Raw genomic sequence first — 13,123 nt, forward strand, 5'->3', positions numbered from 1 at the left:
CGCGTTCAGGGCGCCGCGTAGCCTGGAGGAATGGACTACCGCAGCATCCCCGTGGACGCCGATTCCGCCGCGCGCATCGCAGCGACGGGTCTTCGCATCGAACTGGTCGACACCTCCGACGACGCCGCGTTCACCTCCTGGCTCTCGGCGGACGTCCGCGGATTCCACTCCGAGGCGTCCGCCGATCAGCTGACGAAGATGCGGGGCGAGTTCGGTCACCGTCGGACGACGGGCGTGTACGACGCGACGGCCGCCGAGCCCTCGATCCCGGTCGGCACGGTCAACTCCTGGCCGGTCGAGATGAGCGTGCCGGGCGGTGCGTGCCCGGAGTCGTGGGGGATCAGCTCGGTGACGGTGGCGCCGACGCATCGTGGGCGTGGGATCGCCCGCGCGCTGCTGGAGGGCGAGCTGCGGACGGCGTCTCGTCTCGGGCTCCCGTTCGCCGCCCTGACGGTCTCGGAATCCACTCTCTACGGCCGGTACGGCTTCGGTCCAGCGGCATTCGCGGCCGACTATCGCTTCGACACACGCAGGGTGAGCTGGTCGGGACCTCGCCCGGACGGCCGTGTGCAGTTCGTGAGCATCGACGAGTACCTCGAGAAGGCGCCGCAGCTCTATGAGCGCACCCGCCGCGACCATGCGGGTCAGATCGACGTCTGGCCGCGGCGCTGGGCGCAGGTCGCAGGACAGACCGGCGATGACGCGGCGGCCGCCCGACGCGTGCGGGCGGTGCGCTACGACGATGCGTCCGGAACGCCCCGCGGTTATGCGGTGTACGAGGTCACCGGAGGCGACGACGACTTCACCTCGCATGAGGCGACCCTGAGGTACCTGCTCGCGGACGGGGTCGACGCCTATGCGGCGCTGTGGAGGTTCGTGTTGGAGCTTCCTCTCGTCCGAACCGTCGTGGCGACGCTGAGAAGCGTCGACGAGCCCGTGCGGTGGATGCTACGCGACTGGCGTGCCGTGTCGACGACGAGCTGGGATCACTTGTGGGTGCGCGTTCTCGACGTTCCCGCGGCGCTGGGATCGCGTGTGCCCGGTGCGGAAGGGACCGTGGTCGTCGAGGTGGACGATCCCATGGGGTTCGCCGCGGGCGCGTGGCGCATCGACGGCGGCGCGGAGCGGCTGCGCGCGGAGCCCGCGAGCGAGGCGGATGCGGCGCTTCCGCGGGTGTCGCTCGGCGCGTCCGAGCTCGCGTCGCTGTCCCTCGGGGGCGTCTCGGCCTCGGTACTCGCTCAGGCGGGCCGTGTCTCGGCGTCCGAGCCGTCGGCGGTCGCCGTTCTCGATGCGCTGCTGTCGGTGCCCCGCGCTCCGTGGTTGAGCGTCTGGTTCTGACTCAGCGCGACTGCGGGCCGGGGAGGTAGTAGCCGGGCGTACCGGTCTGCTGGCCGCCGTTCTGCTGGCCACTGCTGCCCGGGAACGGCATCGCGCGGCCCGGCGCGGGTGCGTGGGGACCACCGTCTGTGGTGAGGGGAACCGGCTGCGGTCCCGTCGTGGGTGAGGCGACCTCGGCGCTGCGATCCGTGTGCGGACGGGGCGCCGTGATGCCGAGCGACGCCAGATAGGCGGCGTTGGCGTCCTGCGTGGATGCGTCGGAGGCGCTGAACTGGTTCGGGAGCCGCAGCACCGTGGGTGCCGGGGTGAGCCCGGGGACGCTCGTCGTGGGCGATGCCTCGATGGCGCGCGCCGGGGCCGCAGGCGCGGGCGCGGAGGCATAGACCGAAGGCGCAGGAGCCGCGCCGGTCGGAGCCGACACCTGCGGGGTTCCCGGCGGGGCGACGCGCGGGGGGTTGGTGAGCACCGGCGGGTCGACCTGGGCCGGCCTCTGCGGCTCGAGCTCAGGCTGGGGCTGAGCCGCCACCGGACCCGTGTTCGCATGCCGCGCCTCGCGCCGCGTCAGAGGTGCCGGAGCAGCGGATGCCTGGGGCTGAACGGGGTGCGCCTGGACGGCGGGCTGGGCCTGGACGGGCTGCTGCTGGACGACCGGCTGCTGGACGGCGGGCTGGGCCTGGACGGGCTGCTGCTGCGCGACGAACTGCGGCTGAGCGACCGGCTCAACGCGCGGTGCCGACTGCACCGCAGGTCGGTCCATGGCGACCGCGGGCGTCCTGGGTGCGGGCATCGACGACAGGTCAGGCGGGGGAGGGGGCAGAGGCGTCGTGAACGCCGTCCATGCCCGTCCGTCCCACCAGCGCAGCATTCCTGCGCTCGCGGGATCGGGATACCACGCTGCCCGAGGCAGCCCCCCACTGAAATCCACGCTCAGAGCCCCCACTGTGTCCGTGTGCTCTGAGCCTAAGCTGCGCAATCGAGAACCTCAGCCCCCCATTCGGGGTGAGGAGTTATCACAGAGCGAGCGCGTAGCTGTAGTCGAGGTCGGCCGAGTCGATGCTCACCCAGAGCACCCGCTCCGTGCCGTCCGCCATGGTCACTTGGCACGTGTACAGCGTGCCGATCGCGAGCGACTCGGTGATCGCCGGGCAGGTGAGCGAGGTGGCGTCGCCGGAGTCGACGAACTCCTCGCGCAACTCGGTCTGGACCTGGAGTCCGAATGCCAGCGGTTTCGCCGCATCGGTCATGAGCCCCACGGCGGCGACCGCGCCTGCGGCCGCGAGCAGCAGGAGGTGGGTCACGAGCTGTCCCCAACCGGCGACCCGCGCGCGTCGCGCGATCAGGTAGACGAGCGGTCCGAGCAGCGACCAGACGACGCTCGGGCCGCGCAGCCCCAGCGTCCGGAGGCGCCGACGGTCGAGCATCGCCCACAGGATGCCCGCGAGGTAAGGAACCGCGAGGGTGGCGTAGACGAGCGGCGAGGAGGTCACGTACGCGCCGAGCGCCACAGCAGCGACGAACGCGAGGGCGAACAACAGAGGGCTGAAGCCCAGCATCCAACTGGAGGCGGTCGCGGCGATCACGGCGCGTTCCCGGGGTCGCACAAGGGGCGCATCCGTCGAAGCGGCGTAGCTCGCCTCGAGCGCGAGCGTCTCGGCGGCGGCGTGCAGCTCGGGCTTCTGCTGCGTGTGGTCGGTCCACGCAATGCCGTTCCACCAGCGCACGCGCGATCCGTCGGACGGGTCCTCGTACCAGCCTGCGGGGACGACGCGGGTTGCCTGATCGGTCATGCGGACCACCTCCTGTGCGATGAGTTCGGGTCGCCGGCCTTCGGGGGCCGGGTGGTGCTCGGGTGGAGCGGTTCGGTAGAGCTATCTGGTGGTGAAGACTCCCCAGTCATCGACGCGCCAGTCGATCCACCCGTTCTGGCGGACCAGGCTGACCTCGACCTGTGCGACCTTCGAGGTCGTGACGGCGCGGCACGACATGGTCTCGCCGATGAGCATCGGCGGCACCTGCGGGCAGCTGACAGTCATCTCGGCACCGAGGATGCGCGCATCCTCGGCCACCGACTGCTCGGCCTCGGACGAGAAAACGCCCGGGGCGAGCGCCATCACGATCCCCGGTACGGCGATCGCCGCGCCCACCAAGACGAGCGAAAGCGCCGTCCAGGTCAAGAAGGGGCGCAGTCCACGTCCGGTCTCCCGCACCATCTTCGCCATGCGGGCGATGAGGTAGACGGGGGCGCCGAGGAGCGCCCAGTCCCAGTTGGCCGTGCGGGTGTGGCCGAGGCGTCGGAGCAGGGTGCGGTCGATCGCCGCGAGGATCACCGTCGCGACGTAGGAGCCGAAGACGATGACGCCGGCGAAGAGCGCCGAGTCGCGTCCCGCGTCGCCCGCGAGCAGGAAGAGCATCGCCAGCACGAGCAGGATGAGCGGCAACATCGCGATGATCCACACCGGTCCCGTGCTCACCGGGAGCGCGTTCTCGGCGAGCGCGGCACGACGGGTGAGGGGGGTCGGTTCGGCCGACGCGGTCTCCGTGAAGCTCCCGAAGGCCGCCGGGTCGAAGGTCGACGCGGTGAACGTGCTTCCGAACGAGAGCTGCGAGTCGTCGAGACCGAACGAGAACGGGGACTCGAACCCACTCGGCGCGGGCGCGGTGTACGCGGGCTGCGCCGCCGCGGGATCGATGGGCACCCCGAGCAGGTCGTCGTAGCGGGTGTCGAGGAGGTAGGGCGCACTCTGCGGTGCGTCGTCGATCTCGTGCTCCTGAGCGAAGCGCAGTCCGGGCGAGAGCTCGTCCTCGTCGCGAGTGCGCGCCGCCGGAGCCTCGAGCGAGAGCACCGGATCGGCCGGCGCGAACGGGCTCTCCTGAGCGGGCGAGCCGCCGTCGGCGTCCGCGTGCAACTGCTCGCGGACGACCGCCTCCGGCTCGTCGTCCGCATACGCGAGCTTCGCGGTGATCGTCTCCTGCGCCACCATGGGCGCGCGTGCATCCGAGGTGTGCTCGGTCCACGCATGGTTGTCCCACCAGCGCAGCTGGGGAAGCCCGAGCGGATCGGGGTACCACCCCGCCGGCACCTGGACGTCCTCTTCCGCCATGTGGCCCTCTCCTTCGCGGCGGCCCACGATCCGGCGCCGTGCACCGGGGCACATGAGCACGCCTCGTCCGTGAGCATGATAGGGGTGAGCGCGGAGCCCGGGGAAGACACCGGGATGCCCCCAAGCCAGGGGGCACGCGTGTGCGGGGCACGGGTGGGGCAGACTCGCAGGGTGCCTCCCGTCGACCTCGTCACCGAGTTGCCGCGTCCCTGGGACGCGGATTCGTTCCTTCTCGCGTTCGACGGTTGGGCGCGGTCGCGGGGTACACCGCTGTATCCGGCGCAGGAGGAGGCGGTGCTCGAGCTGGCGCTCGATCGTCACCTCGTTCTCAGCACCCCGACCGGCACGGGCAAGTCGCTCGTCGCGGTCGCGGCGCACGCGATGGCGCTCGCGCGGGGCGAGCGCTCGTACTACACGGCGCCGATCAAGGCACTCGTGAGCGAGAAGTTCTTCGACCTCGTGCATCTGTTCGGCGCCGAGAACGTGGGCATGGTCACGGGCGACTCGAGCGTGAATCCGAACGCCCCGATCATCTGCTGCACGGCCGAGATCCTCGCGAACATCGCCCTCCGCCGTGGCGACGCGGCGGGGATTGCGTCAGTCGTGATGGACGAGTTCCACTTCTACGCGGATCCGGAACGGGGATGGGCCTGGCAGACACCCCTGCTGCTCCTCTCGCGTGCGCGTTTCGTCCTCATGTCCGCGACTCTCGGCGATGTGGGCGCGATCGCGGACGACCTCGAACGTCGGTCCGGTCGCGAGGTTGCACGGGTCACGGGCGTCGAGCGTCCGGTGCCCCTGCACTACCGGTACGAGGTCGCCGCAGTGCAGGAGACGGTGGAGGACCTGCTCGCCGAGCAGCTCGCCCCCGTCTACATCGTGCACTTCTCGCAGGCCGCGGCCGTGGAACGAGCAGCCGCGCTCGCGAGCGTCCGTGTGGCGTCGCGCGAGCAGCGGGATGCGATCGCCGCCGCCATCGGAGGGTTCCGGTTCTCTGCCGGTTTCGGTCAGACCCTCGGTCGGCTCATCAGAGCGGGCATCGGGGTCCATCACGCCGGGATGCTGCCCCGGTACCGGCGCCTCGTGGAACAGCTCGCGCAGCAGGGGCTCCTGCGCGTCGTGTGCGGCACGGACACCCTCGGCGTGGGGATCAACGTGCCGATCCGCACCGTGCTGCTCACCGGGCTCACGAAGTTCGATGGCACCCGGATGCGGCAGCTGAGCGCGCGGGAGTTCCACCAGGTGGTGGGCCGCGCCGGGCGTGCCGGGTTCGATGTCGCCGGAGAGGTCGTCGCGCTCGCGCCCGAGCACGAGGTCGAGAACGCGAAGGCGACCGCGAAGGCGGGCGACGATGCGAAGGCCAAGCGGAAGATCGTGAAGAAGCGCGCGCCCGAGGGCTTCGTGAGCTGGGGACCGGAAAGCTTCGAGCGCCTCATCGCGGCGGAGCCCGAGCCGCTGCAGAGCTCGATGCGTGTGACGGCGGCCATGCTGCTCCAGATCCTGTCGCGGGAGGGGGCTGAGGCTCCGGCGAGCGAACCCGGAAGCGCGTTCCAGCTCGTCCGTTCTCTCGTGACGGACAATCACGAACCCGCCGCACGCCGTGCAGCACTGGCTCGACGAGCCATCGCGATCTATCGGACCCTCCGAACCGCCGGGGTCCTCGAACAGATCGGAGGCGGGTTCTCCGGCAGCGCCCGAGTGCGTCTCACGGTCGAGCTGCAGGCCGACTTCGCCCTCAATCAGCCCCTCTCCCCGTTCGCGCTGGCTGCTCTCGAGTTGCTGGATCCCGCGACTCCCGGCTATGCACTCGACGCCCTCAGCGTCATCGAGTCGACCCTCGACGATCCGCGGCCGGTGCTCTCCCAACAGCAGTTCCGCGCCCGCGGTGAGGCGGTCGCCGCGATGAAGGCCGACGGAGTCGAATACGAGGAGCGCATGGAGTTGCTCGAGGACGTCACGTGGCCGCGTCCGCTCGCGGAGCTGCTCGATGAGGCGTATGAGACGTTCGCGTCGAGCCAGCCGTGGATCCGCGACTACGAGCTGAAGCCGAAATCCGTCGTTCGCGACATGTTCGAGCGCGCCATGAGCTTCTCGGACTTCGTGGCGTTCTACCAGCTCGGCCGCAGCGAGGGTCTCGTGCTGCGGTATCTGAGCGATGCCTACCGCGCGGCACGTCAGACCATCCCGGACGAGGCGAAGACCGATGAACTGCGCGACCTCGTGGAATGGCTCGGCGAGCTCGTGCGCCAGGTCGACTCGAGCCTCCTCGACGAGTGGGATGCCCTCCGCAATCCCACGGACGCGGAGACGGACGCGGTGAGTGCCGAGGTGGTGCCGCCTGCGCCGAGCGATGTCGTGGCGAACCGCCGCGCGTTCCTCGTGCTGGTGCGCAATCAGCTCTGGAGGCGCGTGCAAGCCGCGGCGCTCCAGCACGACGATGCGCTCGTCGCCCTGGACCCGGATGCGGGGTGGCCCGAGGCGCTCGACGCCTACTACGCCGAGCACGACACGATCGGAACCGGTCCGGATGCGCGCAGTGCCGCCCGCCTCGTCATCCGCGAAACCCAGGACGCGTGGGAGGTGCGGCAGATCGTGGAGGATCCCGCGGGGCACCACGACTGGGGCATCGACGCCGTGGTCGACCTCGCGGCGTCCCGCACCGAGGGCGAGGCGGTCGTGCGGGTGGCGGGGCTCAGCCGTCTGTGAACTCGTCGTCGCGGACGGGCGCGCTCGGGCCACGCCGGTAGTCGACAGAGGTGTGGTGGGCTCCGCGGTGATCGTGCACCGAGCGGATGATCCAGATCACCGTCGGCACGATCGCGACGAGCAGGGCGATCGCGCCGATCGCGGCGAAGCCGATGGCGGCAGCCGGGACCGGAGCTGATCCGCACGCGTCGGGCATGCCGGAGCACGCCTCGCTCGTGGTCACATCCACGACCGCGAAACTGATCGCCGCGACGACGACTGCGCTGAGCGCGATCGCGCCCAGCACCTTCCTCGAGCGCACGCGCTGCTCCTTCTCGTCGGGCACTCGCCCGGACTTCGAGGCTAGTTCTCGACGGCGGCGTGGCCCATTCCCCCGTCCGGGGGTTGGACGAGCTGTCCACTCCCGTGCGGGCGCGGGAGCTTACTCCCCGACCGGGGGTGCGCGAGTTGCCGGTGGGTGAACGGCGTGTGAGGATTGCCCGCAGTGGATCCCCTGATTCTGGTCGCGCTCGTCATCGCGCTGGCCCTGTTCTTCGATTTCACCAACGGCTTCCATGACACAGCCAACGCGATGGCGACACCCATCGCGACCGGTGCGCTCCGACCCAAGGTCGCCGTCGCGATCGCCGCCGTGCTGAATCTCGTCGGCGCGTTCCTCAGCACCGAGGTCGCGAAGACGATCTCGGGTGGTCTGATCCGGGAAGGTGACGGGGGCGTGCAGATCACCCCGGTGCTGATCCTCGCGGGGCTCATCGGCGCCATCGTGTGGAATCTGGTCACGTGGTTGCTCGGTCTTCCGTCGTCCTCCAGCCACGCGCTCTTCGGCGGCCTCATCGGGGCAGCCGTCGTCGGGGCGGGCTTCGCCGCAATCGACGGCGGAGTGCTCATCTCGAAGATCCTCATCCCGGCAGTACTCGCCCCGATCACGGCGGGTGTCGTCTCGTACCTCGCGACGAAGCTCGCCTACCGCCTGACCCGCAAGCGTGAGCGCGACGGTTTCAAACGGGGTCAGGTGTTCACCTCGAGCCTCGTGTCGCTCGCGCACGGCACGAACGACGCCCAGAAGACCATGGGCGTGATCACGCTCACCCTCATCGCGGCGGGGTTTCAGGACGTGGGGTCCGGCCCGGCCCTGTGGGTGATCTCCGCGTGCGCCCTCGCGATCGCCCTCGGCACGTATTCGGGCGGCTGGCGGATCATCCGCACGATGGGCCGGGGGATCACCGAGGTCGAACCTGCCCAGGGGTTCGCCGCCGAGTCGGCGACCACGGCGACGATCCTCGCATCGAGCCACCTCGGTTTCGCCCTTTCGACGACCCAGGTGGCCTCGGGATCCGTCATCGGAACGGGAATCGGCCGAAAGGGCGCCTCGGTCAGATGGCGCACCGCGGGGCGCATCGCGCTCGGCTGGCTCATCACGATCCCGGCTGCGGGCGTCATCGGAGCGCTCGCGGCTCTCCTCGCCGGCACCGGCACGGCGGGCATCGTCGCGGTGGTCGTTCTCGCGCTCGCCGCGATCACCGCCATCTTCCTGTGGGCCCGGCGCAACCGGGTCGACCACCGCAATCTGCACCAGCCCGAGCCCGGCGTCTTCGTGCGGCCCAAGAAGCGGAAGGCGCGGCGATGATCGACTGGCTGGCTTTCGTCTCCGTGTTCGTCGCGGCCCTCGTCTCGGCCTGCATCGCGGTGACCCTCTTCTCGCTCGGGCTGCGCTTCGGCGATGGCGAGGCCGCGTGGCGGCGACCGGTGAGCGTCATGATGTTCGTGCTGTGCGCGGCGGCCGTGTTGCTCGGGATCTACATCATCGTGGGCGACCATCTCATGGTCCTGTTCGCCCGCTGAGCGAGACCCGGCGGCCTAGAATCGGGGCATCCATCGAAGGAGATGCGAGATGACCGACACGACCGGCCTGAACGCCTCCGAGCAGCAGATCATCGGCGACGAGAACCTCGTCACGACGGGCCCCGACGGCTCACGCGATCTGCTCTCCGGCACCGGCCCCACCCGTACCGAAAGCGACTCCCTCGGGAGCCTCGAGATCCCTGCCGACGTCTACTGGGGAGTGCATACAGCGCGTGCGCTCGTGAACTTCCCGATCACGAGGCGCGCGATCTCGAACTATCCCGACCTGATCCGCGCCCTCGCGCGAGTCAAGCAGGCGGCAGCGCGCGCCAACCGCGAGCTCGGGGTGCTCGATCCCGCGAAGGCCGACGCGATCGACGCGGTCTGCGAGCGGATCGTCGCGGGTGAGCTGCACGATCAGTTCGTCGTCGGGGTGATCCAGGGTGGTGCAGGCACGAGCACCAACATGAACACGAACGAGGTGATCGCGAACGCCGCGCTCGAGGCGAGCGGATACGAGAAGGGCGACTACACGCACCTGCACCCGATCGACGACGTCAATCGCAGCCAGTCGACGAACGATGTCTACCCGACCGCGATCAAGCTGGCGATGGTGTTCGGTGTGCAACGCCTTCTCGCCGAGCACGCGCGCCTGACGGCGAGCTTCCGAGCCAAGGGGCGGGAGTTCGCGCACGTGCTGAAGGTCGGGCGCACCCAGCTTCAGGACGCGGTGCCGATGACGCTCGGTCAGGAGTTCGCCGGCTTCGCGACGACTCTCGCCGAGGACTACGACCGGCTCACCGAGGTCATTCCGTGGCTCAACGAGATCAACCTCGGCGCCACGGCGATCGGAACGGGCATCACGGCCGATCCCCGATACGCGGAGGCCGTACGGCGCCACCTCGAGGCCGTCACGGGGATCCCGCAGGAGACGGCCCCCGACCTCATCGAGGCGACCTCGGACGCGGGCATCTTCATGACCCTATCCGGCACGCTCAAGCGCGCAGCCGTGAAGCTCTCGAAGATCTGCAACGACCTGCGACTGCTTTCGTCCGGCCCGCAGGCCGGTCTCAACGAGATCCAGCTGCCTCCGCGTCAGGCGGGATCGTCGATCATGCCGGGCAAGGTGAACCCCGTCATCCCGGAGGTCGTGAACCAGGTGGCGTTCGCCGTGATCGGAGCGGATGCGACGGTCACCGCGGCAGCCGAGGGCGGGCAGCTGCAGCTCAACGCCTTCGAGCCGGTCATCGCGCATTCGCTGCTGCAATCGCTCGCCTGGATGACCAACGCCTGCCGCACCCTGCGAGTGAACTGCGTCGACGGCATCACCGCCAACGAGGCGCGGCTCGCGGGCCAGGTCGCCACGAGCGTCGGGGTCGTGACGGCGCTCACCCCCTACATCGGCTACGCGGAGGCAGCGGCTCTCGCGCACACGGCGCTCACGACGAACGCGTCGATCGCCGACCTCGTCGTGGGGCGCGGCCTCATGACCCGCGAGGCGGTCGACCGCGTGCTCGCACCCGACCGGCTGTCGGGGATCGTCCCGCCGACGAGCGCCATCCCGATCGTCGTCGGCAAGGTGGTGGAGTAGGCCGGCCTGGTCCCGTCTAGCGCTCCCAGCTCACCTCGGCGGGATCCTTGTCGGGTCGCCATCCCCGCCAGACCGGGTGGCGCAGGCGGCCGTCGGGGGTGCGTTCGCCGTACTCGACCTCGCCGACGAGCTCGGGGCGCACCCAATGCGCATCCCGAGCATCTTCTGCGGGAACGCCGTCGAGTGCTGGCTCGGCGATGTCCAGGGCATCGAGGCGGGCGCGGGTGCGCTCCAGGGTGCGGTCGTCGAATCCCGTTCCCACGCGACCCACATAGCGAAGACGGCCGTTCTCGGGTACACCGACGAGGAGCGAGCCGATCGTGTCGGTTCGCATGCCCTTCCCGGTGCGCCAGCCTCCGACCACCACCTCTTGCACGAGGCTGTGCTTGAGCTTGCGCCAATCGCGACTGCGCCGACCCTCCCGGTAGGGCGAGTCCGCCCGCTTCGCCACGACGCCTTCGAGGCCGAGCTCGCGGCTCGTGGCGATCGCCGTGGCGACGTCGTCGCCGACGTCGGGCGGCACCTGGATGACCGCATTCGGGGTGACGATCGCATCGAGGCGGATGCGCCGTTGCTCGTAAGGGAGCGCCGTGATCGAGCGGCCGGCCTCTTCCAGCAGATCGAACAGCAGCAGCCTCACCGGCACCGCCCGTCGCGCGCGATCCACGTCGCGTGGCGACGTGAGGCCCATGCGTCGTTGCAGCAGGGCGAACCTCGGCACGCCGTCCTCGTCGGGCGCGACGATCTCGCCGTCCAGGACCGCGTCGCCGTCGACCGCTTCCGCGAGCACGGCGAGTTCGGGGTAACCGGCGGTCAGATCGAGTCCGTTGCGGGAGGTGAGCGTGACCTCGTCTCCCGAGACGCGGGCGATCGCCCGGATGCCGTCCCACTTCATCTCGAAGCGCCACCCGGTCTCGCCGCGCAGCTCGCGCTCGTCCGCTGCCGTCGCGAGCATCGGATGCACCCCTTCCGTGTTCCGGGCCCGTGACCCGACGACGGTCTTGCCCCGGCGGAGGCCACGGCCGGGCGAGGTCGACGGTGGGCGTCGGTAGGGCTCCGTTCCGTCGTGCTCGGGGTGCGGGGTCTGATCCTTCATGAGGTGGATGAGCCAGCTCGACTTCGCCCCCTCGCCGGAGGTGCGGATGAGCGCCAGCCGGTGCGAGCCGTGTCGCGCGCCGTGGATCGTGACGATCACTTCGTCGTCGCGCCACTTCTCGAGGTCGTAGTGGCCCGAATCCCAGATGGTCACGGTCCCGGCCCCGTATTCCCCCTTCGGAATGGTGCCTTCGAAACGTCCGTAGTCGAGCGGGTGGTCCTCGGTCTGGACCGCGAGGTGATTGACCCCCGGATCGGCGGGGAGACCCTTGGGGAGCGCCCACGACACGAGCACGCCGTCCCGTTCGAGTCGGAAGTCGTGGTGCAGACGCGTCGCGTGGTGCTCCTGGATGACGAACGACGGCCGGTCCGGGGAGTCCGCGCCGCCTCCACCGCCCATCGGCTCCGGTGTGCGGGCAGCGTCCCGCATCGACCGGTACTCCGCGAGGCGCTCGTCGACCTCAGCGCCCAGGTGGATGGCTCGCCGAGAGTTCGGCGAGCGGATCTCCCTTCTTCGCGAGGCGCGTGAGCACCTCGTCGAACTCCAGCTGGCGCAGCGACGGCGAGAGCAGCTCGCGCCAGGTGCGCGGAGCGGCGACGGTGGGGCGGGCACGTCCGCGCAGCGAATAGGGGACGATCGTCGTCTTGCTGCCGTTGTTCTGACTCCAGTCGAGGAGGACCTTGCCCACGCGATCGGTCTTCCGCTGATCGCTCACGACGAGATCGGGGTGATCGGCCTCGAGTGCGCGGGCGAGTTCGTGCGCGACCGCGGACACTTGGTCGCTCGACTGCTTCCCGTCGAGGGCGGCGTACAGGTGGATGCCCTTGCTGCCACTCGTCACGGGCATCGGATCGAGCCCCATGTCGCCGAGGATCGCACGCACGAGCTTCGCGACCTCGACGCATTCCGCGAGCCCGGCGCCCTCACCCGGATCGAGGTCGAGCACCATCCGGTCGGGGTTGCGGCGCGTTCCGCCGCGCCCGAAGCGCCACTGCGGCACGTGGATCTCGAGCGCGTTCTGTTGCGCGATCCACACAAGGGTGGCGAGGTCGTCGACGAGGGGATACGTGTTGACGTGATCGCTGTGCTGGATGTCGCGCCGCCGGATCCACGAGGGCGCGGAGTCCGGGAGGTTCTTCTCGAAGAACACCTGCCCGGGCTTGGCCGCGGTGCCGACACCCGAGACCCAGCGCTTGCGGGTGGCGGGGCGTCCCGTCGCGTGCGGGATGAGCGCGTCCGCGACCCGCGTGTAGTAGTCGATGATCTCGGCTTTGGTGGTGCCCGTCTCCGGATACATGACCTTGTCGAGATGCGTGAGGCGGATGCGGTGGCCGCCGACGCCCACGTACTGCTCGGCGCTCGGGTCTTGGACGCGTGCCACCTGGGCACCCTACTCGCGGCCTCCGCCGCCCGTCCATGGGGTATACAGCGTCCACATCCGAGGCGAGA

9 protein-coding genes and 2 pseudogenes are annotated in these 13,123 nt (G+C 70.1%); 5 read left to right on the forward strand and 6 right to left on the reverse strand.

Features of this window, described 5'->3' with window-relative positions; translation table 11 throughout:
- Positions 1 to 30 precede the first annotated feature (30 nt).
- On the forward strand, positions 31 to 1,338 hold the full coding sequence (locus tag FVQ89_RS10880) for a GNAT family N-acetyltransferase (RefSeq protein ID WP_147901965.1): 1,308 nt from the start codon (positions 31 to 33) through the stop codon (positions 1,336 to 1,338).
- 1 nt (position 1,339) lies between these two features.
- Here the strand turns inward: FVQ89_RS10880 and FVQ89_RS10885 are convergent, their stop codons facing one another.
- The 4 genes and pseudogenes from FVQ89_RS10885 to FVQ89_RS14630 form a co-directional block, all read right to left on the reverse strand.
- On the reverse strand, positions 1,340 to 2,125 hold the full coding sequence (locus FVQ89_RS10885; RefSeq protein ID WP_255513567.1) for a hypothetical protein: 786 nt from the start codon (positions 2,123 to 2,125) through the stop codon (positions 1,340 to 1,342).
- Positions 2,126 to 2,149: 24 nt separating this feature from the next.
- Positions 2,150 to 2,278 (reverse strand): annotated as a pseudogene (locus tag FVQ89_RS14715) (DUF2510 domain-containing protein); the annotation flags it as partial.
- 70 nt (positions 2,279 to 2,348) lie between these two features.
- The gene (locus tag FVQ89_RS10890; protein ID WP_147901967.1) at positions 2,349 to 3,125 is read right to left on the reverse strand and encodes a DUF2510 domain-containing protein; all 777 of its coding nucleotides are present in this window, start codon (positions 3,123 to 3,125) and stop codon (positions 2,349 to 2,351) included.
- A gap of 81 nt (positions 3,126 to 3,206) precedes the next feature.
- Entirely contained in the window at positions 3,207 to 4,439 is a 1,233-nt protein-coding gene (locus tag FVQ89_RS14630; protein ID WP_255513568.1) for a DUF2510 domain-containing protein, read from the reverse strand.
- Between the two features lie 171 nt (positions 4,440 to 4,610).
- On the opposite strand from FVQ89_RS14630, the gene FVQ89_RS10900 reads away from it, so the two are divergent.
- Positions 4,611 to 7,145: a DEAD/DEAH box helicase gene (locus FVQ89_RS10900; protein WP_370454462.1), complete on the forward strand. Its 2,535-nt coding sequence runs from the start codon at positions 4,611 to 4,613 to the stop codon at positions 7,143 to 7,145.
- Here FVQ89_RS10900 and FVQ89_RS10905 read toward each other — a convergent pair.
- Complete coding sequence (locus FVQ89_RS10905; RefSeq protein ID WP_147901968.1) at positions 7,132 to 7,470, reverse strand: hypothetical protein; 339 nt, start codon at positions 7,468 to 7,470, stop codon at positions 7,132 to 7,134. The two genes, FVQ89_RS10900 and FVQ89_RS10905, sit on opposite strands and share 14 nt — an antisense overlap.
- Positions 7,471 to 7,629: 159 nt before the next feature.
- On the opposite strand from FVQ89_RS10905, the gene FVQ89_RS10910 reads away from it, so the two are divergent.
- The 3 genes from FVQ89_RS10910 to FVQ89_RS10920 are packed head-to-tail and all read left to right on the forward strand — an operon-like array spanning position 7,630 to position 10,578.
- Complete coding sequence (locus FVQ89_RS10910; RefSeq protein WP_147901969.1) at positions 7,630 to 8,772, forward strand: inorganic phosphate transporter; 1,143 nt, start codon at positions 7,630 to 7,632, stop codon at positions 8,770 to 8,772.
- A complete protein-coding gene (locus FVQ89_RS10915) occupies positions 8,769 to 8,987 on the forward strand; it encodes a hypothetical protein (RefSeq protein ID WP_147901970.1) in 219 nt (72 codons plus the stop codon). Before FVQ89_RS10910 ends, FVQ89_RS10915 begins: the two co-directional genes overlap by 4 nt.
- A gap of 49 nt (positions 8,988 to 9,036) precedes the next feature.
- Positions 9,037 to 10,578 (forward strand): aspartate ammonia-lyase, encoded by a 1,542-nt coding sequence (locus tag FVQ89_RS10920; RefSeq protein WP_147901971.1) that lies wholly within the window; start codon positions 9,037 to 9,039, stop codon positions 10,576 to 10,578.
- Between the two features lie 16 nt (positions 10,579 to 10,594).
- On the opposite strand, the pseudogene FVQ89_RS10925 reads toward FVQ89_RS10920, so the two are convergent.
- Positions 10,595 to 12,971: pseudogene (locus FVQ89_RS10925) on the reverse strand (ATP-dependent DNA ligase).
- Positions 12,972 to 13,123 lie beyond the last annotated feature (152 nt).

It is taken from the genome of Homoserinibacter sp. GY 40078 (genome assembly GCF_008017545.1).
Taxonomy (GTDB): domain Bacteria; phylum Actinomycetota; class Actinomycetes; order Actinomycetales; family Microbacteriaceae; genus Homoserinibacter.